We start from the raw sequence: 22445 nt of genomic DNA on the forward strand, positions 1-22445 counted from the left end.
ACCCATTGCACCGTTGCTCAAAAATCCCCGTCCCCAGTAGAGGGCGGGGATTTTTGGCGTCTGATTCGTTTACCTGATCGTGAGGGCGACTATCGGGTGGTGAGGGTGACGTCGTCGAGGTACATCCAGGTGTCGTCGGCGGGGGTGGAGCCGTCGAGGTGGACGTTGAACCAGAGGGTGATGGTCTGGCCTTTGTAGGCGGTGAGGTCGGCGGTGAGCTGGGTCCAGGTGCCGTTGTTGTTGCAGAGTTTGAAGAGGCTGCCCAGGGTGGTGCCGGTGGTGGTGCGGACTTGTGCTTCCATCCAGTCGTACGGGCAGGTGTTGCCGGTGCAGGGGTCTTCCTGGCTGTGGGGCTGGTACCAGAAGGACAGGGTGGTGGTTCCGGTGGCGGGGACGGTGATGGTCTGGGACAGGCTGCTGTCGCCGAGCGGTTCCGCCCCGGAGGCCAGGCCCAGGAGCGCGGAGCCGGTGCCGGTGTGCGCGGTGGTGGAGGCCACGGGTGCCCTGACGCCGCCGGTGATCCAGGAGCTGAGTCCGGATTCGAAGCCGCCGTTGGTGATGGCCGAGCTGGTGGTTCCGGTGGGGGTGACCGGTGCCGAGGCCGCCGAGGCAACGGAGGTGCCGACGGCGTTGGTGGCGGTGACGGTGAAGGTGTAGGCGGTGCCGTTGGCCAGGCCGGTGACGTTGGTGCTGGTGGCGGGCGGGTTCCCGGTGACGGTGACCGGGGCCAGGGTGGTGGCGCCGGCGTGCGGGGTGATGGTGTAGGAGGTGACCGGGGAGCCGCCGTTGGCCGGGGCGGTCCAGGACACGGCCGCGGAGGCGTTGCCCGCGGTCGCGGTGACCCCGGTGGGGGCGGCGGGTGCCGTGGGGTTGGTCTGGGTGTTGGTGAGGGCCACGTCGTCCAGGTACATCCAGGTGTCATCGGCCGGGCTGGAACCGTCGAGGTGGACGTTGAACCAGAGCACGATGCTCTGCCCGTTGTAGGCGGAGAGGTTGGCGCTGAGCTGGGTCCAGGTGCCGGAGTCGCTGCAGAGCTTGAACAGGCTCGCCAGGACCGTGCCGCTGGTGGTGCGGACCTGCGCTTCCATCCAGTCGTAGCGGCAGGCGGTGCCGGTGCAGGTCTCGTCGGCGGTGTGCGGCTGGTACCAGAAGGACAGGGTGGACGTCCCGGTAGCGGGGACGGTGATCGTCTGGGACAGGGAACTGTCGCCGAGCGGTTCGGTGCCGGATGCCAGGCCCAGGAGCGCGGAGCCGGTGCCGGTGTGGGCGGTGGTCGAGGCCACCGGTGCCCTGGCGCCGCCGGTGGTCCAGGAGCTGAGCCCGGATTCGAACCCGCCGTTGACAACGCCCGGAACCGGGGCCGTCGGGGTGACCGGGGCCGAGGCCGCGGAGGGCACGGAGGTTCCGACGGCGTTCGTGGCGGTGACCGTGAACGTGTAGGCCGCGCCGTTGGTCAGCCCGGTGACGGTCGCCGTCGTCGAGGGCGGATTCCCGGTAACCGTCACCGGAGCCAGAGACGTGCCCCCGGAGGTAGGCGTCACCGCATACGAAGTGATGGGGGAGCCGCCGTTGGCCGGCGCCGTCCAGGACACCACTGCGGAGGCGTTGCCCGCCGTCGCGCTCACACCTGTCGGTGAGGCGGGTGCGGTCGGGGCCGTCGGGGTGACGGGGGCCGAGGCCGCGGAGGGCGCGGAGGTCCCGACGGCGTTCGTGGCGGTGACCGTGAACGTGTAGGCCGTGCCGTTGGTCAGTCCGGTGACGGTCGCGGTCGTCGAGGGCGGATTCCCGGTAACCGTCACCGGAGCCAAGGCCGTGCCCCCGGACGAAGGCGTCACCGCATAGGAAGTGATCGGGGACCCGCCGTTGCCCGGCGCCGTCCACGACACGGACGCCGAAGCGTTGCCCGCCGTCGCGCTGACACCCGTCGGTGCGGCAGGCGCGGTCGCGGCGGCAGCTACAGTCACCGCGTGCGTGACGTTCCCCGTGAGGCCGGAGTTATCGGTCACCGTCAGCTTCACCTGGTACGTTCCTGCTGTGGCGTAAGTGTGCGATGGCTTCACGCCGGTGCCTGCCGCGGAGGCGTCGCCGAAGTCCCAGCTGTAAGAGGCCACGGTCCCGTTCGGATCGGTCGAAGTCGAACCGTCAAACGTGGCTGTCAGACCCGCCGTCGAGGATGTGAAGGCGGCTACCGGGGGCTGGTTGGGCACATTGCCCAGGGCCTGGGCGACCGTTTGAACTGACGTGGTTCCGTTGGCCGTTCTCGCAGCCAGCCATGTGACAAAAGTCTTGAAGAGATTGGGATCGATAGTCAAAGTGGGATCTGTTCCGACCGCGATGTGGTGGAAGGTCAGCTGGACCCAGCCCCCTCCTGGTTCCGCGTTCGTAACCAGGTCCTCGAGGTTCTGCAGCGTCCACGTGCTGTCGACTTCGTCCGGTGCCGCCGTGTTGTAGGGATTGGCCGGGGGGAGGGTTTCCGCGAAGGGGCAGCTCGAGCAACTCGCAGGCGAACGGATATCACCCAAATTGCGCGCACTCGCAAACCCGCAATTCTTCACGATTTGCTCGACGGAAGAGTTTTCGGCGGCGAAGGGATAGGCGAAATCGGTGGCGTTGAATCCCCAGCTGGCGAGCGTGGTCCGCCCGCCGCAAACCTCGTTGGTTGCGGCCGAAGTGGACAACGTGGTGAGGTCCGGGTGGGTGATGGTGTGGCCGCCGATCTCGTTGCCATCCGCGGCGATGCTGTTCAGGTTGGCACGGGTGAGCCATGACGGATTATCGATCCAGCTGGTCGTAATGAAGAAGGTGCCGTGCAATCCGAGCGACTTCAGTAACTGTTCGGCCGGGAGCTGATCGGCATTGCCGTCGTCGAAGGTCAGGCTGATGATTGTTTTCGGAAGTGCCGCACGCGCGGCAGGCGCCAAGTAGACAGCGGAGTAGCCCAGCAAAAACAGCACGGACGCGGCCGTGGCCCAGCGGAACCAAGTGGGCCGCCGGAACAGTATGGTCAGGAGCCGCATCGGCTTCCCCTTTTTCTGAACAGACCGGGTCAGAATCCCCAGGTCCGGAGCCTATTGGCTATCCATCGCACGGGTTAAGAGTGGGTGGTACCCGTTTTAGACCCGGTCTCCCGCTCGTCCACTCAGGCTCCGATGCGCGTATCCGGCCCCAAGGCCGCCGACTCAAGCGAAAGGCGAGTACCTTCCCTCAGAGACGAGCTCGATTGCCCCGTCGAGCACGCTCACCATCGGCCCATGACCCGGCAGGATGGTCTCAGCGCCCAATTGCCTAAGCACCTCAACGCTGGCCAAGGTCTCCGCCGGACGGTGATGGAAGACAGCGGGCAACAACTGCGGACCGTGGACCGGACTGACGGCGTGGCCCGTGACGAGCGCGTCCCCGGTGACCACGGCCTTGGCTGAAGGGACGAAGAAGGACACGTGGCCGCTGGTATGCCCGCCCGTGGGGACGATTCGGGGAGATCCCGGGAGCCCGTCGAGAATGTCCTGGGTCATCGCGGCGACGCCCGGGACCGCGACGTCGGACAGGCCCCCCGAGCGGATGGCGTGTACCGCCCACACGCCGACCCTCGGGCGGAGGATCCGCGATCCAAGATCTTTGACGGTGACTTGTTCCAGGACCTCCCGGCGGATGTTCGGCAACTCCGCCTGGGACGCAAATACCGGAATACCCATCGCGGATATTCTGGCGGCATTGCCGATGTGATCCGAGTGACCATGCGTCAGGAGAACTCCGGCAGCATTTTCCATAGCCAGCCCAAGGAAATTCATGCTCGATTGGAGCAATGGCCAGTTCCCGGGATAGCCCGTGTCAATGAGGGTGAATTCCTTGCCCCGCTTGAGGATCGTCCAGTTGACGGCAGGCCCTTGGACGAAGAAGACGTCCTCGGCAACTTCCGTCACGTTGTCCTCGGCTGACCAGTTCTTAGGCATGCTTCCTTCTGTTCCTTTCCGTCACGGATGCGCTTCGGAGGCTCTACGTATGCGCCTCAGGCGCGTCGGACTATCCTATCCTCGGTGAGGGCGTCGGCTCCGCGGCATTTGGCGATACCCGGGAGGGGTATTCTGCTGCCCTTCCCGTGGGGGCCGGGGCTCGATTTCACTTGAGGCAAAACCTTTGCTAAAGTCATAACCGCTTCATTCCTCCGTAGCTCAATTGGCAGAGCATTCGACTGTTAATCGAAGGGTTACTGGTTCAAGTCCAGTCGGAGGAGCGCAAAGGTCCCGCACCGGTTTTATTGGTGCGGGACCTGTTTTTTGTCTCGGTTTGTCTGATTTTGCGCAATTGCCCGAATGGGCAGATTCTCATCGCCAAGTCGTCAAACGAAATCCATTTCCACTTGAAGGAATCTCGCTGCCTCGGCCACGGCGGACTGGAAGGCGTCATCTTCGGTGGGCGGCGTCCTCGGCTCCCGCGGGTGCCATTCGTGGGCGGCGGAGTGGACGCGGGTGAATCCGCCGCCAGGCGGGGCGTAAAAGATTCCGAAGCGTTGGACGGGCCATTCGGGGGAGGTCTCCGGAGCCACGAGCAGGGCCGCGCCGTTTGTCGGATTGAACCACTGCGCAATCGGCCGGCGGCGGTCCTCGGTGAAGAGCCCGGCCGCGTAAAGTGCCGCGGATTGCGGACTTGTCACGGTGCATAGACGATCCCACCACAGCGGCAGGATGCCATCATCCCTGCGCTGCCATGGGGCTGGAATAGGCTGTAGTTCCTGCCAACGGGGCACATCTCAACTTTATCGCCGGGCCATGACCGGCAACAGACCTCGAAGCAACGGAAGGCCTGCTTAGTCCCGTTTCCATGGCCCGGGATTGATCCGGTAGAGGATTGCGGAACCGACGACGGCGCCCAGCAGCGCTCCGAACACAGGGTTTCCGGCCCCACGGCCCAGCAGGAAGCCGACGACGGCGCCAAGCACCGCTCCGAGGAAAAGTCCCCTGCCGTTGCGGTGCGGTTTGCGCGTCATGGTTTGAGCCTACTTCTCCGTGCCGACGCCCGGGCTTCTCGAATCAGGGGACAGCCGCATCAGTGGATGGGCGGATTAGTGGATGGAGGGGACCGACCGGGGCCGCACGACGAGCCAGAGGGCCGCCACGGCGCTTGCGAGGCACACAGCCTGGACGGCCCCCATAGGAACGGCAGAACCGACGCCCAGCCAGCCAACCACGGGCGGGATGATGCCGGCCATCAGGAAGTTCGAGGCACCCAGCAAGGAGGCCGCGGTTCCGGCCTGCGCGCCATGGTTGGCCAGGGCAATCACCTGGACGCAGGGGAACATGAACCCGGTGGCAAGGATGTAGAACCACAACGGGACCATGACGCCCCATAGGCCGAAGCCGAGCAGATCGAACACCACAATCAAAAGGGCCATGAGCAGCATCCAGGCCGTGGCGAACGCCATGATCCATTGGGGTGCCACCCGCCGGATGACCCTGGAGCTGATCTGGACGCCAGCGACGATGCCCAAGGAATTGACACCGAACAGCAGGCCGTATTCCTGCGGGGAAAAGTTGTAGACCTGTTGGAACAGGAAAGTGGACGCGGACAGGTAGGCAAACAGTCCGCCGAAGTTGAAGCCGCCTACGAGCAGCATCCCAACGAAAATCCGGTCGGCGAACACGGCCTTGTAACGCTGGCCCGCCGTCGACGTCGTCTGCCGGCGGAGTTCGGCAGGATACGTTTCCCGGATAAGGAAAACCGCGGCAATGAACACGAGGATTCCGTAGCTCGCCAGGAAGTAGAAGATCCCGGGCCATGGCATCACCAACAGCAGTTGTGAACCGATGATAGGAGCCAAAATAGGCGCCAGGCCATTCACCAGCGACATGCGGGAGAACATCCGCACCATGGCGTAGCCCGCGAAGAGGTCCCGGACCATCGCCATGGCCACTACGCCACCGCCGGCTGCACCGACGCCCATCAGGACGCGGAAAAGGGCAAGGGTGCTGATGTCCGTGGACAGCGCGGCGCCGAGGGAAGACCCGATGTGCAGGGCCGTTGCCAGGATCAAGGGCATGCGGCGCCCGAATTTGTCGCTGAACGGACCCACCATCAATTGGCCAATGGCGAAGCCCACCGTTGTGCCGGTGAGTGTGAGTTGGATCGCAGCCGCTGACACGTCGAAATGATGCTCCAGCGCGGGAAACGCCGGCAAATAGAGATCCACTGTGAATGGACCCAAGGCGGTCAATGCGCCAAGTAGCAGGATGTAGAGGAGTTTTTCGCGTCGACTAAGGGAATCGCCCGGTACAGGGGGAGTGTTCACGATTATCAATCCTATGTGCGACAGATCATATTTATCAGCGATGGCTGGGGCGCGCCGCAGGACCGCCCCGGAAGTTGAGGCTGAAGCTGAATGGTAGTTTTGTGGACAGGTGCGCGTGGGCGGCTGTATTCGTCTCCGTGCCGGAGCCGGGTAGGAGCAAGATGGAAGCAGTGAGGCGGAACCTATGAGTGGACGTCACAGCGGCCGGGCTGGCCAACGCCCGGGCATTTCGGCATTGCCGAACACCCTGAAACTTGCAGCCCGGCTCGCGCCGCGGCAGCTCAACGACGAAATCAGCCTGGCCAAGCTTGAACTTAAGGGCAAAGGCAAACAGCTGGGTGTTGCCGGCGCTTTCGCTGGCGTTGCGCTGATCTTTCTCTCTTTGCTCGTCATCGCCCTGGTTGTGGCGGCAATCTTGGGCCTGGCCACGGTCATGCCACCGTGGCTGGCTGCGCTTGTGGTTGCGGCGGCGTTCCTTTTGATCATTCTTATCGGGGCACTCGTGGCATTCCGCGGGTTCAAAGGCGCCATGCCGCTTGTGCCTGAGAAGACCATCCGCGGCATCAAGCACGATCTCGGCATAGTCAAGGAGGGCACTTCCTTCGATGCCAGCATCCTCGACCCCTCGTCGGAAGCCTACAAGGCAGCGGAGGCAGCGAAAGCCGCCGCAGCTGAGAAAGCCAAGGCTGAAAAAGCCGCCAAGGCAGAAGCACACAAAGCAGAGCAACCCCCCGCCCCAAGCGAAGCTGAGCTGCTCCGCCGTCTGGAGCAGCGCCGCGAGCACCTCGCCGACGTTCGCGATCAGCTCGGCGTCGAGCTCGACGTCAAGACCCAGGGAAAGGTCCTCCGCGACGTTGCCGGGCAAAAGTTCGACGACGGACGCCGGTTCGCTGCCGACAAGCTCGCAGATTTCAGTGAGAAAGTTCCTGCCGGGCTGCCGGAGCGGCTCGCCGCGCGCTGGAAAGAGCTGTTTCTCTTCGCCGCTTCCGCCACGGTGGCCGCAGTAGGACTGCGGAAGCTGTTCAAGAAGTAATCGGGACGGCAAGCAGCAGCGTCAGCTGCGAACTACGGAAAGGGGGACAGGTGAGGTTCATCGGTGCAGGCGCACGCCCGGGCCAGCCACAGATCGACCACGATCTCATCTTCACCGTCCCAAATTTCCTCACCGTGTTGCGCTTCATGGGCGTCCCGCTGTTCGTGTGGCTGGTGCTGTGGCAAAGAGAATACGGTTTCGCCGTACTGGTTCTCGCCATCATGGGCGGCACTGACTGGGTGGATGGCTACGTCGCGCGGCGTTTCAACCAGACCTCCAAACTGGGCCGCATCCTCGATCCCGTCGCGGACCGCCTGGCACTCATCGCCGTCGCTGTCACGCTCGCCATCGCCGGTGTGGTGGATTGGTGGTACCTGGCCGCCCTCGTGGTGCCCGACGTCGTGCTTGCCACTGCGTCATTGTTCTATTTCCATAGCCACCCCGACCTCCCGGTGAGCCGGATCGGCAAGATCAGGACCGCGTTCCTGCTGCTGGGCACGCCTCTTCTGGTCCTCTCGAGGCTCGCGATTCCCTACACCGGTGTGTACTTCGTGATCGCATGGATCTGCCTGGGCCTGGGTCTGCTGGGGCACTGGGTGGCGGCCTACAACTATTTCTGGGCAATCCTGCGTAAGGGCAAAGAACTCAAAGCCAACGACGGCGGTCGCAGCTGATGGCCTGGTTCGCAGTCCTTCTTGCGGTGCTTGGCGCCTTTTGCCTTGCCATTGGCGCCCAGCGCCAGGGCAGCGCGGTTAAGGCCGATACCGGCGGCCTCGCCCTCAGTTCCAAGGGTTTTTTGAGGCTTCTCAGAAATCCGCGGTGGATGCTCGGCCTGCTGTTGCTCGCCTTGGGCATGGGGATGAACGCTATCGCCTTGGTGTCGGCACCCTTGACGGTGGTGCAGCCCATCGGAGCCATCGCCTTGGTCATCACCACGGTGGTCAATGCCAAGGACCAGGGACTTGCAATCAATCGCGGCACGGTGGTGGCGATCTCTGCTTGCGTGACTGGCTCGGCGATGTTCGTCCTGCTGGCTGTCAACGCCACCCAGGAGAACCACCACGTCAGCGGCGAGGACGAAATAACCATCGTGCTCCTGTTGACCCTCGCCGTCGGGCTTTTTGGAACGTTGGCTGTCATGTTCCGGCACCGCTTGAGTGCTTTCGTGTACATCCTGGGAGCCGGGGTGTTGTTCGGATTCGTCGCGGTGCTGACGCGCATCATCGGCCGGCACCTGCTGGACCCGAACGGGCACTTTTTGCTTAACGTTCAGTGGTACACGGTGGTGGCAATCGCCGCTGCCGGCGGGCTTGGTTCGTGGTTCGTGCAGAGTGCCTACTCCGGTGGGCCACCGGATTTGGTGATCGCAGGGCTGACTGTGGTGGACCCCATTGTCGGAATTGCCATCGGGATCGCAATTTTGGGTGAGCTTCGTCCCGATGTCCACGCCGTGCTTGCAATCGGCATGGCCGTGGCCGCTTCCCTTGCTATCGTGGGGGTTATTGCCCTGAGCCGGCACCATCCCGAGGTCACCAAGCGAAAACGTGACGCGAAGGCGGCTGCAAGCCGGAAGGCCTAGGGCAAAGTTCGACAACCGTGCCCCGCACACCCGCGGCAGGCAACCGGCGAAGACACCGCAGGGCCAAACGTTTTGCGATGTTCGCACCGTGACCATCAGGAGTTCTCCACGTGACTGTTCCCGAAACCAACAAACCCCTCACCATCCTGATCGCGGCGGAGACCTACCGCCCGCAGGTCAACGGTGCTGCACAGTTCGGGTACCGGCTTGCCAAAGGCATGAAGGCGCGGGGGCACAACGTCCATGTGCTGGCCTGCCGGGCGGACAACGGCAAGAGCTTCACCGAGTTCGGGGATGAAGGCACCGTGCACCGCTTGAAGTCCCACGGAGTCTTTACGCACGAGTACTTTCGCATCTGCTACCCCTGGGAAATCAAGAACGACATTCGGATGCTCTTCGACAAGGTGAAGCCCGACGTCGTTCACATCCAAAGCCACTACATGATCGGCGAACATGTTCTCTACGAGGCGAAGAAGCGGGGCATCCGGATCATCGCCACCAACCACTTCATGCCCGAAAACCTGAACCCGTTCTTGCCGTTCCCGCAGTGGTTCAAGGACATCATCGGGCGGGTCTCGTGGAAAGACATGGGCAAGGTCATGGGCCAGGCCGATGTCGTCACTACTCCCACGCCGCTGGCCGCGAAGGCAATGCACCAGCACGCCTTCCTCCGCAAGGTCCTGCCTCTGTCCAACGGTATTGACGCGGCGGCTTACGAACTTGCGCCGGGCGAAGAAATCGAGCCGCATGCCAACCCCACCGTTCTCTTCGTCGGCCGCCTTGCTGAAGAAAAGCATGTGAACGTCCTGATCGACGCCGTCTCCAAAACACCCGCCGAACTCAATGTGCATCTTGAAATCGTCGGCGGCGGAGAGGTCCGTGCCGCTTTGGAGGCCCAAGCCAAGCGCCTGGGCCTGGGCGAGCGGGTCAGGTTCCTGGGCCTCGCCAGCGACGAGGACCTGAGGAAGGCGTACATTCGGGCGGACCTGTTCTGCATGCCCGGAACCGCCGAACTGCAGTCCCTCGTGACGCTCGAGGCGATGTCGGCGTCGACTCCGGTTCTTCTCGCCAACGCGATGGCCCTGCCGCACCTTGTGCGTGAAGGCGAGAACGGGCATCTGTTCACGCCAGGGGACAGCAATGAACTGGCAGCCCGGATCACCGAGCTCTTCCGCCTGCCGGCCGGCGAACTCGAAGCCATGGGCAAGGCCAGCCGCGCCATGGTGGAGCCGCACAGCATCCAAGGCACATTGCAGACGTTCGAGGACCTCTACCGCGGGGCGAGCTATGAGGACAAGGTCATCTAGCCACACGAGCGCGGCGTAGGCTCCTGCTTGGCATCAGGAGCCGAATTGTTTTGCTAGAGTGTTTTGGCCGGGGACGCTGACAAAGCGTCCCCGGTGACTCGGGGCTATAGCTCAGCTGGTTAGAGCGCGGGACTCATAATCCTAAGGTCCTCGGTTCAAGTCCGAGTAGCCCTACCTGAAAAGAGCCCCTGAACTGCGGAAACGCAGGTCAGGGGCTCTTTCGTTTTGACGTTCTCAGGTGGCCATCCACCGGAAACCCACCGGAAACGAATCGAGCTAGTTACCGAACGCCTCGAGCAGCGAGGTGTTATCAGGTGCCTCGTGCGTCTTCTGGACGTAGTGCTTCCTGGTCACGTTCTCGCTGGAGTGGCCAAGCTGGGCGGAAGCGGCAGCCACTCCTGACGAAGCCTCCAGCAGTGTTCCGACGGTCTTCCTGAAGGTGGGGCCTAGCGCCCAGAGCACGGAGACGGACTTGGGGACGCTGAACGTGAGGTCAAATCCGGCGACAGCGTGCCGAGTAACGGTTTGCCCACTATTGTTTTGGACGATGGTGGCTTGGCCGTGTGCCCGGCCCATCGGAGCGCCGGTATCCGGGTGGGCGACATCGTCTAAAACGGCCTTCGCGTCGGTTTCCGTGACGAGGTCACCGGTTGTTCGGCCGATGCCGTTCAGGCCGGAGCCGAGCCATCGCCTGTTGCTCCGCGTTCCCTGCTTCGAGGCGCTCGAGTTCCGACGATTGGGTCCGGAGGGCCGTCTGGAGGGCGTCGATGCGCTGTTCGAGGCCCTTTGTTCCGGCAGCCTGCTGGATGGTGGCATGTTGCCGAGCGACAAGCCTGGAATAGGGTCCCCTTGCTGAGGCCTTGTCGCGGGCAGGTCGCAAGAGGCCGTTTTAAGCGGCGCTCCTCAGCTATTGTCCTCATCTGCGCGGGTGATGGTTCCGGCGGCGCCGTCAACGGTGATGGTCTGCCCGGTAACGAGCCGCAGGGTGGCGTCGGGGACGCCGACGACAGCCGGGATGCCGTATTCGCGGGCCACCACCGCCCCGTGCGAAATGGTTCCGCCCATCTCCATGACCAATGCCCCGGCGGTAAGGAACAACGGCGTCCAGCCGGGGTCCGTCGACGGCGCCACCAGGATCTCGCCCGGCTCCAGGTGCGCGCCGACCGGGTCCAGGATCACCCTAGCTTTGCCGGTGGCGATGCCGGCAGACGCCGGGCTGCCAGAGAGCACCAGCCGCCGAGGCTCCCCTTCCGCCACCGCCAGTCCTGAAGTTCGGGCCGCCGCGGCCTCCACGTCCGTGCCGTCGGACAGCAATAGCCGCGGAATGTACCGGCGGCGCAGCTCTCGCTCGTAGACACGCCGTCGGCCGGCCACCAGCTGATGCAGATCCGCTCCACGCAGCCCCACCCGCACCTCGTCCGGCTGGAGAAAGAAGACGTCGCTTGCCTCGGCAATCCGGTCGGAGCGGGCGAGCTCCGCGCCCACGGCTGCCAGTTGCCGCCTCAGCGCCGCAAGAATCACCACCAGGTAGTATTTGGGCTGCTCGCGCAACCCGCACAGCTGCCGTGCCCGGCGCAGCGCCAACCGAACAATCGCCGCCCGCAGCCTGCCGCGCCGGGCAGCCCTGGCCACCAAATCCGCGGCCTTCTCCTCTGCCTGGGCGGCGGCGCGCGCGAACTGGACGTCCGGAGCCTGCTCCGGATCGGTGACCCGCAGGTAATTGGCGATGGCGCCCAGAAGATGCGCCGGGTCCTCCCCCCAGCGCGGCATCCCCAAGTCGATCTCCGCGACTGCCCGGTGGCCAAAGCGCCCTAGAAACGCCCCCAGCCTTTCCTGCAGAACCGGCGGAAGCGTGCCTGCGGCGTACCGACGGGACAATTCAGTTGCTGGCTCCGCCGCCAGGACCTCGGTGGCGGCTGGATCAGAACGAACCTTGGTGGCCAGCTGCCACAGTTGCAGGTCCATGTCCGTGGTGACGTTATTGGGCAGGCCGCGCAGAACTGCCTGCAGTTCCCCGGGCGCGGCTATTCCGCGCAGCAACCATCGGGCCACACCCAACAGCACAAACCCGGCGGCGGGCGCCGCGATCACCTTCGGCACCGCGTTCGCAAAGGCCCCGGGCATGACGCGATCCACATAGTCCATGCGCTGCACCGCGGTTGCTGGTTCGCCAAATTCCAGCCGCTTCTCTAGCTCGTCCGCGAATCTCCGCACGCGCTGCAGCGCTGCCTCCGGCCGCCATGCGGCCTCGGCCAGCCGGGACGGCAGCTGGATCAGCTGCCTGACGATGTCCCCGGCAAAGATGTTCGGGGTGCGGGATCCCCGGACCACGGAGAACCTCGGATCGTCGTAGAGGGTGTGCAGGAGCCCGGCGGACCGTGCCTCCGCAACTCGAAACGTCCTGAGCAAGGTCCTCCGGCCGCCCTTGCTTCGGACCACCGGGGTCAGGTCCACGTATGGCCGCAGCCCGGCCCCTGGCATCTGCCATCCGCTGTCGTTGGCGGTGCTCAGGCGCTGGAACAGGGCCAGCCCCATCGGCGTGATCGGCCGGACGAGTCCTTGGGCCAGGCTGGCACACAGGAAAACGCGGGCTCCTGCGGCCGGATCCACGCCCTCCGGCACCGGATACAGCGTGGTGATTGGCCTTGACTGGGTCAGCCAGATCTTCCCTGCCGCGTCCACGGCCCATTCGAGGTCCTGTGGAGCGCCGAAAATATCCTCAACGCCGGCGCCCAATGCGGACAGCTCACCCAGCTGCGCGTCCGTCATGCACGGTCTCCCGACAGCGCTCGCCTGTCCACGTTGGCTCCCTGGCGGACGCTCCAGCACCCGGCCGCTGGAGGTGTCCAACACGAAATGGTCGGGGTTGACGCCGCCCGACACCACCGCATCCCCGAGCCCCCGGCCAGCGTCTATCACGGCCTGCCTGCGGGTGCCGGTTACCGGGTTCGCGGTGAACAGGACACCCGATGCCTCGGCCTGCACCATCCGCTGGACGACGACGGCGATTCCGACCTCGCCCTGCCCGATCCCGTTCGCGGCACGATAGGCGACCGCACGGTCCGTCCACAGCGAACCCCAGCATCGCCGGACCGCATCCAGGAGGGCATCCATGCCGGCAACATTCAAAAAGGTGTCTTGCTGGCCAGCGAAACTGGCCTCGGGAAGGTCTTCGGCGGTCGCGGAAGATCGTACGGCGACTGGCACGTCGCGTCCCAATTCCGCGTAAGCGGCTCGGAGCGCATCGGCCACAGGCTCTGGAACCGCGGCATCCAGAATGAGTGCGCGCGTACGTGCGGAGGCCTCCAGCAGGTCCGGTGGGACCCCCGGGCGCATTGCGTCGAGCGTTGCGCCAAGCCCGTCCAGGTCCGCTACGACCGTCCGGTAGGCCGCCGTCGTCAGGCAGAACCCGCCAGGCACCGGCAGCCCGGCAGCGGCGAGGATCCCAAGATTCAGCGCCTTTCCCCCGACAACCGGCAGCATACCGGGCCCAACCCCGGCCAGATCGATGACGAAACGCTCCTGGCCGTCCCCCCGCCGGCGTTCGCTCGCCGAATCCATGATGTCCCCGGTTCCTGCAGTGCCGATGATGCTTCGTGCCGACTTTATGCCCGCCGGCTGGTGAACTCAATGGCGGCCCCGGGCAAAACAACACGCCCCAACCGGTGTGCTTGAAGGTCGTGGTCAGCCCCAGGCCATGGTGGTTGATCAGACAGCGATTGGCGAATCATCGGACATCAACGCCGCGATCTTCTCCCAGAGTCTGGCGTGAGGCCGGTTGATCAGCTGGGCCGGACCCACTCCACTTGGTCGGAGGCGGAGAAACGTCTCCATGAGTTGAACTCACTCTGCAGCGGTGTTAAGCCTCGCATGCCGGAACGTGCTGAGGCAGGGACTGCGTCGGCGGGCATGGACTTGTCCTGTGTCTCCTGGCGGCCAGGTCAGAGTGACGGTGAGCTGCGGTCTCATCATGCCGGGGTTCTGGCCGCCCCGCTGTCCGGGCGGATGTTGGCGTTTCGGTGGAACACGTTGCCGGGGTCCCATTCAGTCTTGATCCGGGCGAGCCGATCGTATTTCTCTGCCCCGTAGGAGGCCCTGACCCGGTCTTCGTCGTCGGCGTCGGACAGGAAATTCACATAGGTCCCCGCCCCGGCTGCGTAAGGCCGCATCGCCGCCCAGAATTCACGGACCCAGGCCCGGTCCGCGTCGAACATCTCGGGCGTGGGGGAGGCTGCGGAGATGTTGAAGACCCATTTGGCTCCCCGGCTGCCGCCGAACGCGCTGTCCGCATCCGCGGTCCGGGCGAACGCGCCGCCTAGCGGGAAAACCGGGACGAACGACAACGGGGACGCCTTGCGGGGCAGGAAGTCGGCAAAGACGTCGATGGCATCGTTGCTCAGATCATCTAGGGTCAGGGCCTTTTCGTAAGCCTGGGTGCCCCACGGGGCGCTTTCGTTGAACATCTGCTGCAGCTGGACGTAAGGGATCGGGGACAGCATCTGCCACTGGGGCTGGGGTGTCATCCGCCGGATAGGCTGAAGGACGGATTCGTGCTCCTCCGCGGTGCCCCATCCGACGACCGCCAGTACAAAACCAGGCTGTCCTTGGTACTCCGGGGGAACAAACGGCGCAGGCGGTGCGCTCAAGCCGGCGATCAGGGAGCCCATGGTGTCAGGCAAGGTCGCTACGAAATCGCGGCTGAACCGCAGGCCTTCCTTTCCGTGCTCGGGATCCCAGAAGAACAAGGCCAATTGGGCCAGCGGTGGAACGTCATGAAGGGCAAATTCAAAGCTGGTGACCACCCCGAAGTTGCCCCCTCCGCCCCGCAAGGCCCAGAAGAGATCCGGATTCGCTTTCTCCGAGGCGGTGACGACGCGTCCGTCTGCGGTCACCAGCTCCGCAGCGACAAGGCTGTCGCAGCTCAGCCCGGTCCGGGCTGTGAGCCAGCCCATTCCGCCCCCCAACGTCAAACCCGCCACCCCCGTGTGGCTGATGAACCCGCCGGTCATTCCGAGCCCATGCTCCTGAGTCGCCGCGTCAAGCTCGAGCCAGGTAGTGCCGCCGCCGCAACGGGCTCTGCGGGACTGCGGGTCAACACTCACGGCGTTCATGGCACTCAGGTCAATCATCAGCCCGTCGTCGCAAACCGAGTGGCCCGCGTAGCTGTGCCCGCCGCCCCGCACGGAAAGCTCAACCCCTTCGGCTAGGGCATAGCTGATCGCTGCTGCCACCTGTGAAGCGTCCGTTGGCCGGACGATCAGTGCCGGGCGCCGGTCAATGTCGCCGTTCCATACTGATCTGGCCGTGTCATAGCCATTTTCTCCTGGAGCCAAGACCTCGCCGCCGAAGGAGTCTCGAAACGCCGCCAAAGATTGCTCTGAGATAGACATTGTTTTCTCCCGGTACGACGACACAGTACCGGGATCGTACACCCGGGCCTCCCTTCCAAACCAGAGGTTGCGTGGCCGCTCTGGAGGGCGTCGTATGGCCCGGAGCGCGTAGTGCGGCGGGGACTTCACCATGCCCTCGGCAGTTTGAAGCTTTTCCGGCCGGACCGCTGGGACATCATCGGGGCAGTCATCTGCCTGCTCGGCGTCGTGGTCATCATGTACGCTCCGCGCAGCCCCGGATAACGAAACCGGAATACAGCATCCTCTGAATACAGAGTCTGATGTACTGTTTCGTCATGGAAACCCTCACCCATGCCCCGGTGCTTGCCCGTTTCGGCTACGCGGTCTCGGACCCGACCCGGGCCCGGGTCCTGCTGGCCCTGGCCGGCGCGCCGGCCTACCCGTCCGAGCTAGCCGACTCCCTGGAGGTGTCCAGGCAGAGCATGTCCAACCACCTGGCCTGCCTGCGCGGCTGCGGGCTCGTCGTGGCCGTCCCGGACGGGAGACGGACCCGGTACGTACTCGCGGACCCCCGGCTGGGCCAGGCAATCAAGGACCTGCTCGGGGTGGTGCTCGCCGTGGACCCGGCCTGCTGCGCCCCGGACGGGACTTGCCTGGCATGAGCACCGCAACCACCTTGGCCTCTTCGGACGGCCGCCGGGCGGTGCTGAGCCGGCGCATCCGCCTGTTCGCCGCTGCCACGATCAGCTACAACCTCATCGAGGCCGTCGCCGCGCTCTGGGCCGGCGGCGTCGCGGATTCCTCCGCGCTGATCGGCTTCGGCCTGGACTCGGTCATCGAAGTCACCTCCGCCCTGGTTCTGTCCTGGCAGTTCTCCGCCCGGGACCCGGAACGCCGCGAGCACCTGACGCTTCGCATCATCGCGGTGTCCTTCTTCGCCCTGGCCGCCTTCGTGACCGCTGACGCCGCCCGCGCACTGACCGGTGCGGGCGAGCCGCAGCATTCGACCCCGGGCATCATCATTGCCGCCCTCAGCCTGGGGATCATGCCCGTGCTGTCCTGGGCCCAGCGCCGCGCCGGGCGGGAACTGGGTTCCCGCACGGCGGTGGCCGATTCCAAGCAGACCCTGCTGTGCACATACCTCTCCGCGGTGCTGCTGGCCGGGCTCGTGCTCAACAGCACGCTGGGCTGGTGGTGGGCGGACCCCGTCGCGGCCCTGGCCATCGCGGCGATCGCCGTCCGCGAAGGCATCAACGCCTGGCGCGGGGACGCGTGCTGCGCCGTCGCCTATGCCGGACACTCCGGGACCACGACCGAGGCCGGCCCCGGAGCCGACCGGCCAGCCCTGGATGACTGCTGCGCACCGGCCGCTGCGGACCCGGACACGGCAGTGACCGTTGGCACCGCAGCCCCAGGCCAGGCGATGGAGACCGCCGCGGGACCAGGGCATGGTGCCGGGCCCGAATCCGTCGCCTGCTGCGCCGAGTGCGCTTCCGCCTCAGCCCCGAAGACCTTTCCGATACCCCCTGACCGTGCGCACGGGCAAGGAATAGCGCCGGCCTGAGCTCACCGGATTTCCTTCAAGCGGGCCCCTTCCCGGATCACCCTCCGGGCGTATTGTGTTATTCCATGGAGTCATGGACTACGCCTTCGGGCGAGGAGAAGCTGGAAGTCTTCGATCAGCTGGCCCGCATCGCCAAGGCGGTGTCGAACGGTAAACGGCTGGAGCTGATCGAGCTCCTGGCCCAGGGCGAGCACCCCGTGGAAACGCTCTCCACAATGCTGGGGATGGGGATGACCACGGTCTCGGCGCACCTGCAGCTCTTGAAACGGGCGGGCCTGGTCCGGACACGGCGGGTGCGGACCACCATCCTGTACCAGCTTGCCGGCGATGACGTGGCCCAGATGTACCTGGCCATCAAGCGGGTGGGAATGCTGCGTTCCCCCGCCCTACGGGACGCGCTGGCAACCTATTTCGCACCCGGCGGCGCCCAGCCTCCGGTCAGGACCATCGATCCGGCCGACGTCACCTCCGGCATGACAGTCCTCGATGTCCGCCCCCTCTCCGAGTACGAGGCGGCGCATTTCCCCGGAGCGGTGTCCATTCCCCTGGCGGAGCTGCAGGACCGTGTTGGTGAGATCCCGGCCGGTAAGCCCGTGGTCGTGTACTGCCGCGGCGAGTTCTGCAGGCTCGCCAGGGACGCCGCGGCGTGGCTGACGGTCAGGGACATCCCGGCGATGGCCATGGATGAAGGCATCATCGAGTGGCGGGCAACCCGCGAGGTGGATCTCGATGCAACCGCGTGAGCAGATGGCGCTGCTCGGGGCGCGCATCCGCGCTGACGCAGCCGTGCAGGAATCCCTTCACCGCCGGACCCTGATCGTGGTCGCGACCAGCCAGATCCTGGGCGGGGCAGGCCTGGCCGCCGGGGTCACCGTCGGCGCGCTGCTCGCCCAGTCCATGCTCGGCGGGGACGGCGCCGCCGGCCTGCCCGCCGGGTTGTTCACCCTCGGCTCGGCGCTGGCGGCATTCCTTGTCGGAGCCACCACCCAGCGACTGGGCCGCCGGACCGGGCTGGCTCTGGGCTTCGCCGCCGGAGCCCTCGGCGCCCTCGGCGTCGTCGGCGCAGCCGTCATCGACAGTATCCCCTTGCTCTTTATTTCCTTGTTCATCTACGGGGCGGGCACCGCGACGAACCTGCAGGCACGCTACGCAGGCACCGACCTCGCCCCGGTCTCCCGCCGCGGCACCGCGGTCAGCATCGCCATGGTCTTCACGACCCTCGGCGCCGTGGTCGGCCCGAACCTGGTCGACGTGCTGGGCCGGTTCGCCGCGAGCCTGGGCATTCCCGCCCTCGCCGGTCCGTTCCTGCTCGCCGCGGCCGCCTACGCATCCGCCGGAGCCGTGCTGTTCACCCTGCTGCGCCCGGATCCCTTCCTGCTCGCCAGGGAACTGGAGTCCTCCACACTGGCTCCCGGCCCGGCCGGCACGCCCCGGCCCGCCGGGCAGCCCGGCACCGGAGTGTACGTGGGGGCCGCCGTCATGGTCCTCACCCAGGTCGCGATGGTCGCCATCATGACCATGACACCGGTCCACATGCGCGCCCATGGCCACCCGCTCTCCGAGGTCGGCCTCGTCATCGGCATCCACATCGGATCGATGTACCTGCCCTCCCTGTTCACCGGCATCCTCGTGGACCGCATCGGCCGCACCCCGATGGCCATCGCCTCCGGCTTGACCCTGCTCGCGGCCGGATTCACCGCGGCCATGGCCCCGGCGGACTCCCTCGGCCTGCTCATCCTGGCCCTGGCGCTGCTGGGCATGGGCTGGAACCTGGGACTGATCTCCGGAACCGCCCTGCTCGTGGACGCGACCGTCCCGGCGAACCGGGCCCGCACCCAGGGAGCCGTCGATGTGCTGATCGCCGTCGCCGGTGCCGGCGGCGGGGCAATGTCAGGGCTCGTCATGGCCCAGACAAGCTACGCGGTCCTGTCGATAGCCGGCGGGGTCCTGGCCCTGCTGCTGATCCCCGTCATCTTCTGGGCCCGGTCCCGCACCGTCAGCCCCGCCTCCTGAGCCGACACCCGGACCCGTGAAACCGAGCAGCAACCCTAACCGGACAACGGAACCTCCTGTCCTGGGGCTGCGGCAGAATCTGGCCCAGTTCATCCTCCTGGTCGCCGTCAACGCCTTCGTCGGCGGCACGCTGGGCAGGAACGCACGGTGCTGCCGCTGCTCGCCGGGCAGGTCTTCCACCTGGACAAGCACACCTCCGCCCTGACCTACATCCTGGCGTTCGGGCTGTTTCTGATCTTCGGCCCGTCCTGGGCATGGAACGTCGCGGCCAACATCGTCCTAGGCATCAGCCAGGGCCTGACCTGGTCCACCACCGTGACGATGAAAATGGACCTCGTCGGTCCCTCCCGCCGCGGCCTGGCCATGGGCCTGAACGAAGCCTCCGGCTACCTCGGCGTCGCGGGCACTGCCCTGGCCACCGGCTACGTCGCCGCCACCTACGGACTGCGGCCGGCCCCGTTCCTGCTCGGCGCCGCGTTCATCGCCGTCGGCCTGGGCCTGTCCGGCCTTACCGTCCGCGAAACAGACCAGCACGCCCGGCTCGAAGCAGCGAGCCAGGTCCCTGCGGCCGCGACCAAGGCGTTACCGGCCGGGGTTGCAGGACGCCGTCGACCGTCAGGTCCACCCTTTCATTGAAGAAGCTCACCAGCCCGTGGATCTGCGCGGCGTCGCGGAAGCGCCGGTCGTAGCTCCAAGCGACATTCCTGCCGTCCTCGGTGCCGGGGTAGGTCCAGTAGCGGGCTTCGCCCTTGTAAGGGCACACGGTCCTCTTGGGGCTCTCCTCCATGAGGTCCAGCCGCACGTCCTCAGGCGGGATGTAGTAACGGACGGGGAGGAGCGTCTCGTACAGGAGTTGCGCGCCGTTTGTCCTGGCGAGTGGGACCTGGTCGAGGGAGACCTCGACCGACAGGGATGACGCCCGGATGTCCACGCGGTGGAACGGGTCGCGGGGGTGTCCGATGATCTCCTCGTCGTCTTCCCTCCACTGAAAGGCGGCGAAATCCAGGACGACATACCCGGCCAGGTCTGGGTCGTCCGGGCGGAACGCGGCTCCGGCAGCCGTCGTCGTCCCTGTCACGACATCCAGCTGTTCGCCGGGGGTGGTGTACCGGCCGAACCCCGTGCGCGGATCCAGCGACGGGAGTGAGTCTGCGGACAGCCTGACGGCGAGCTCCGGGACGTCGGCCGCTGGGCCGCCGGGCGGTGTCAGCTCTGCCAGAAGTTCAGCCTCCGGCACGGCAAAAATCGGGGTAATGCGCTTCGGCTCCCAGACCAGCCACGCGTGCAGGGTGTCGACGACGGTGTTCCCGCCCAGGCTCGCGCGGATCCGCTTGGCGGTGGGTTCGAAGCGCAGCTGCGGGAAGGTCCCGAGGATCACTCCGGATAGTTTGGTGGCCATGCTTCAAGCGTGAGCGAGGGGCTGGTTGCCGTCAATGTCAAGTCCGAGTAGCCCTACCCGGAAGGCGCCGGTATCCTGGCGGTTGCCGGGGCCTTTGGCGTTTGCCCGGCCGCGGCTTGATGGCCTATTTGGTGCGATCGAGACGCGGTGCGGTTGATGCGCCTATGAGCATGGCGAGTGCACCCAGGCCCAATGGCAGTCCGCCCAGGGTGGCGAGGCTTCCGACTATCAATGGTCCGCCTGCGTCACCGAGTTCCCTGCCGAGCTCGGCAGAGCCCATGGTCCTGCCCATCCGGCTGTGGGGCGTGTTGTCGGCCAAATGGGCGAACGCGAGCGGGGTGGCCGTTCCGACCCCGGCCCCGATCAGGAGGGCGGCGATGAACACGGTGAGGGGTCCCGGGGCGAGGGCTACGATTCCGACGCCCGCGGCGGAGAGCAGCAGCCCGGCCCTTATTCCCGCCGTGTCGCCGATCCTTTGCTGGTCACGTCGTTTCCCGATCCATGGCTGGATGATGGCCGAAGCGATGGCCAGGACACTTACGGCGGCGGTCCCCGCAACGGGATCGAGCCCGTGACGGGTGGCGAGGGCCGGCAGGAACCCGATGGCCGCGCCTAGTGCGCCCGTGGACGCTGCCAGTACAGTCGTCGGCACGAGGAAGCTCCGTTCGGTGATCTGCCGGGCGAGGTCAAGGACGGTGTATCTGGTCCGGGGAACGGGTTCGAACCGTGGCAGGCTCACCGCTACCCATACAGCGGTGGCCGCCGCGAGGGCTGACAGGACCGCAAAGAGCAGCGCGAAGCCCCCGACATGGATCAGGCCAGCTCCCAGGAGCGGGCCGAGGACGTAGCCGAGGCCTTTCCAGGATCCGTACCGGCCGAAGTATTTCCCTGCGTTCCTGCCGCCGGCCAGTCGTGCCACGGTGGCCGATGAAGCAGGAGAAAATGCCGCTGCGGCTGCTCCCTGGCCCAGACGGGTCAGGCCCAGCGGGAGCGGGTCCGCCGCCCACAACCCCAACAGCGAGAAACCGGCGAATGCCAGAAGGCCCCAGACGATGACCGGCTTGGCGCCTATCCGGTCACTGAGGGCACCGAAGACGGGCTTGAGAAACACTTCGGCCAGATCGTAAACGGCCAGCAGGATGCCTAGGTTGAGCAGGCTCAGGCCGATGTTCCCGCTCTGGGCCCCTATTCCTGAAGCAATGCTGTGGGCCCCGAAAGCAGTCACGAAACCCGCTGCGTAGAGAGGAATGGTATGCCCGTGGATCTCCCGGGCGGTCCTGGTGGGGCTCACTGGTGCACCTGAAGGTAGACAAGATCTGAAAATTTTTCAAGAACCGCGGCGCACCGGGCAAGTTCGGTCTCCGCCGCATCGACCAGCGGGCTGGCGAAGACCGCCTTGGAGCGGTTGCTGCGGAACCATCGGCGAAGCCTCTCCAGGCTCTGCTCTTCTTCCTCCAGTTCGGCCAGGGTGAACTTGCGCTTCGCGATTTCCTTGGCAACTTCTTCGTTGAATTTGCCGCAGTCCGCCGTGAACTCGGCCCACTCATCGGCCCTGGCCGCTTCGAAAAGCCTGCGCAGCTGGGCGGCATCGGCGTCGTCAGCGTTCGTCGTCAGCAAAACGAGTTCTCCGTCGCCGGCCCGAGCCAGCTCACGGGCCCTCTCGGCACCCGTCCTGCACACCGGAACGTCCGGGGCGGTCCAGGCACCCTGCCCCACGGGAACCGCGCCGAAACGGCGAAGCTCCCGCCAAACGGCTACCCGGTGCCTGGAGGGTTGGGAGGGAACCTGGACGATCATCACGAGCCAGGACGTGCGCTGTTCACTAGTCACAAAGCAAAGTGTAACGATTGTTACAAGGAATCCTTCCCTCGTGGACGGCACCAACGCGGTCTCATCACATCCGCGGTCGAGGACCC

19 protein-coding genes, 2 tRNA genes and 2 pseudogenes are annotated in these 22445 nt (G+C 65.7%); 12 read left to right on the forward strand and 11 right to left on the reverse strand.

Annotated features, from left to right (window positions below):
* Nucleotides 1-89 precede the first annotated feature (89 nt).
* Together ACSKT0_RS06540 and ACSKT0_RS06545 are read right to left on the reverse strand one after the other, a co-directional pair.
* Nucleotides 90-3017 carry a fibronectin type III domain-containing protein gene (locus ACSKT0_RS06540; protein ID WP_437773036.1) on the reverse strand — a complete coding sequence of 976 codons (2928 nt, stop codon included), beginning with the start codon at nucleotides 3015-3017 and terminating at the stop codon, nucleotides 90-92.
* Nucleotides 3018-3179: 162 nt separating this feature from the next.
* Complete coding sequence (locus ACSKT0_RS06545) at nucleotides 3180-3950, reverse strand: MBL fold metallo-hydrolase (protein WP_437773037.1); 771 nt, start codon at nucleotides 3948-3950, stop codon at nucleotides 3180-3182.
* 208 nt (nucleotides 3951-4158) lie between these two features.
* On the opposite strand from ACSKT0_RS06545, the gene ACSKT0_RS06550 reads away from it, so the two are divergent.
* Nucleotides 4159-4231, forward strand: a tRNA-Asn gene (locus ACSKT0_RS06550).
* A gap of 105 nt (nucleotides 4232-4336) precedes the next feature.
* On the opposite strand, the gene ACSKT0_RS06555 is transcribed toward ACSKT0_RS06550, so the two are convergent.
* The 3 genes from ACSKT0_RS06555 to ACSKT0_RS06565 form a co-directional block, all read right to left on the reverse strand.
* Entirely contained in the window at nucleotides 4337-4744 is a 408-nt protein-coding gene (locus ACSKT0_RS06555) for a hypothetical protein (protein ID WP_234750734.1), read from the reverse strand.
* Between the two features lie 60 nt (nucleotides 4745-4804).
* Nucleotides 4805-4984, reverse strand: a complete 180-nt coding sequence (locus tag ACSKT0_RS06560; RefSeq protein WP_059387861.1) for a glycine zipper domain-containing protein — start codon at nucleotides 4982-4984, stop codon at nucleotides 4805-4807.
* A 75-nt stretch (nucleotides 4985-5059) separates the two neighbouring features.
* Nucleotides 5060-6289, reverse strand: a complete 1230-nt coding sequence (locus ACSKT0_RS06565; RefSeq protein ID WP_437773982.1) for a multidrug effflux MFS transporter — start codon at nucleotides 6287-6289, stop codon at nucleotides 5060-5062.
* 178 nt (nucleotides 6290-6467) lie between these two features.
* Between ACSKT0_RS06565 and ACSKT0_RS06570 the strand changes: the two genes are divergently transcribed.
* The 5 genes from ACSKT0_RS06570 (at nucleotide 6468) to ACSKT0_RS06590 (ending at nucleotide 10376) form a co-directional block, all read left to right on the forward strand.
* Nucleotides 6468-7316 carry a phage holin family protein gene (locus ACSKT0_RS06570; protein WP_437773038.1) on the forward strand — a complete coding sequence of 283 codons (849 nt, stop codon included), beginning with the start codon at nucleotides 6468-6470 and terminating at the stop codon, nucleotides 7314-7316.
* A gap of 50 nt (nucleotides 7317-7366) precedes the next feature.
* A complete protein-coding gene (locus ACSKT0_RS06575; protein WP_437773039.1) occupies nucleotides 7367-7990 on the forward strand; it encodes a CDP-alcohol phosphatidyltransferase family protein in 624 nt (207 codons plus the stop codon).
* Complete coding sequence (locus ACSKT0_RS06580; protein ID WP_437773040.1) at nucleotides 7990-8895, forward strand: DMT family transporter; 906 nt, start codon at nucleotides 7990-7992, stop codon at nucleotides 8893-8895. Before ACSKT0_RS06575 ends, ACSKT0_RS06580 begins: the two co-directional genes overlap by 1 nt.
* Before the next feature lie 110 nt (nucleotides 8896-9005).
* Nucleotides 9006-10202, forward strand: a complete 1197-nt coding sequence (locus ACSKT0_RS06585) for a glycosyltransferase (protein ID WP_437773041.1) — start codon at nucleotides 9006-9008, stop codon at nucleotides 10200-10202.
* Between the two features lie 100 nt (nucleotides 10203-10302).
* Nucleotides 10303-10376: transfer RNA gene (locus ACSKT0_RS06590), tRNA-Ile, on the forward strand.
* A gap of 102 nt (nucleotides 10377-10478) precedes the next feature.
* On the opposite strand, the gene ACSKT0_RS06595 is transcribed toward ACSKT0_RS06590, so the two are convergent.
* From ACSKT0_RS06595 to ACSKT0_RS06605, 3 genes are all read right to left on the reverse strand, one after another.
* A complete protein-coding gene (locus tag ACSKT0_RS06595) occupies nucleotides 10479-11018 on the reverse strand; it encodes a relaxase domain-containing protein (protein ID WP_437773042.1) in 540 nt (179 codons plus the stop codon).
* An 87-nt stretch (nucleotides 11019-11105) separates the two neighbouring features.
* A complete protein-coding gene (locus ACSKT0_RS06600) occupies nucleotides 11106-13763 on the reverse strand; it encodes a PEP/pyruvate-binding domain-containing protein (protein WP_437773043.1) in 2658 nt (885 codons plus the stop codon).
* Nucleotides 13764-14170: 407 nt separating this feature from the next.
* Nucleotides 14171-15592 carry an FAD-binding oxidoreductase gene (locus tag ACSKT0_RS06605; protein WP_437773044.1) on the reverse strand — a complete coding sequence of 474 codons (1422 nt, stop codon included), beginning with the start codon at nucleotides 15590-15592 and terminating at the stop codon, nucleotides 14171-14173.
* 153 nt (nucleotides 15593-15745) lie between these two features.
* Between ACSKT0_RS06605 and ACSKT0_RS06610 the strand changes: the two are divergent.
* The 6 genes and pseudogenes from ACSKT0_RS06610 to ACSKT0_RS06635 all read left to right on the forward strand — a co-directional run.
* Nucleotides 15746-15835, forward strand: a pseudogene (locus tag ACSKT0_RS06610) (YnfA family protein); the annotation flags it as partial.
* A gap of 53 nt (nucleotides 15836-15888) precedes the next feature.
* Nucleotides 15889-16215, forward strand: coding sequence for an ArsR/SmtB family transcription factor (locus ACSKT0_RS06615; protein WP_437773045.1), 327 nt, complete (start codon nucleotides 15889-15891; stop codon nucleotides 16213-16215).
* A complete protein-coding gene (locus ACSKT0_RS06620; RefSeq protein ID WP_437773046.1) occupies nucleotides 16212-17117 on the forward strand; it encodes a cation transporter in 906 nt (301 codons plus the stop codon). The genes ACSKT0_RS06615 and ACSKT0_RS06620 overlap by 4 nt, the downstream gene beginning before the upstream one ends.
* A gap of 65 nt (nucleotides 17118-17182) precedes the next feature.
* A complete protein-coding gene (locus tag ACSKT0_RS06625; protein ID WP_437773047.1) occupies nucleotides 17183-17860 on the forward strand; it encodes an ArsR/SmtB family transcription factor in 678 nt (225 codons plus the stop codon).
* Nucleotides 17847-19130, forward strand: coding sequence for an MFS transporter (locus tag ACSKT0_RS06630; RefSeq protein WP_437773048.1), 1284 nt, complete (start codon nucleotides 17847-17849; stop codon nucleotides 19128-19130). The genes ACSKT0_RS06625 and ACSKT0_RS06630 overlap by 14 nt, the downstream gene beginning before the upstream one ends.
* 61 nt (nucleotides 19131-19191) lie before the next feature.
* Nucleotides 19192-19703: pseudogene (locus tag ACSKT0_RS06635) on the forward strand (MFS transporter); the annotation flags it as partial.
* On the opposite strand, the gene ACSKT0_RS06640 reads toward ACSKT0_RS06635, so the two are convergent.
* The 3 genes from ACSKT0_RS06640 to ACSKT0_RS06650 all read right to left on the reverse strand — a co-directional run bounded on the left by ACSKT0_RS06640 (nucleotide 19639) and on the right by ACSKT0_RS06650 (nucleotide 22359).
* A complete protein-coding gene (locus tag ACSKT0_RS06640; RefSeq protein WP_437773049.1) occupies nucleotides 19639-20529 on the reverse strand; it encodes a DUF427 domain-containing protein in 891 nt (296 codons plus the stop codon). The pseudogene ACSKT0_RS06635 and the gene ACSKT0_RS06640 sit on opposite strands and share 65 nt — an antisense overlap.
* Nucleotides 20530-20653: 124 nt before the next feature.
* Nucleotides 20654-21820, reverse strand: a complete 1167-nt coding sequence (locus ACSKT0_RS06645; RefSeq protein WP_437773050.1) for an MFS transporter — start codon at nucleotides 21818-21820, stop codon at nucleotides 20654-20656.
* Nucleotides 21817-22359: a Chromate resistance protein ChrB gene (locus tag ACSKT0_RS06650; protein ID WP_437773051.1), complete on the reverse strand. Its 543-nt coding sequence runs from the start codon at nucleotides 22357-22359 to the stop codon at nucleotides 21817-21819. The genes ACSKT0_RS06645 and ACSKT0_RS06650 overlap by 4 nt, the downstream gene beginning before the upstream one ends.
* Nucleotides 22360-22445: the final 86 nt, after the last annotated feature.

The organism is Arthrobacter sp. KNU40, assembly GCF_051515115.1.
Taxonomy (GTDB): Bacteria; Actinomycetota; Actinomycetes; order Actinomycetales; family Micrococcaceae; genus Arthrobacter.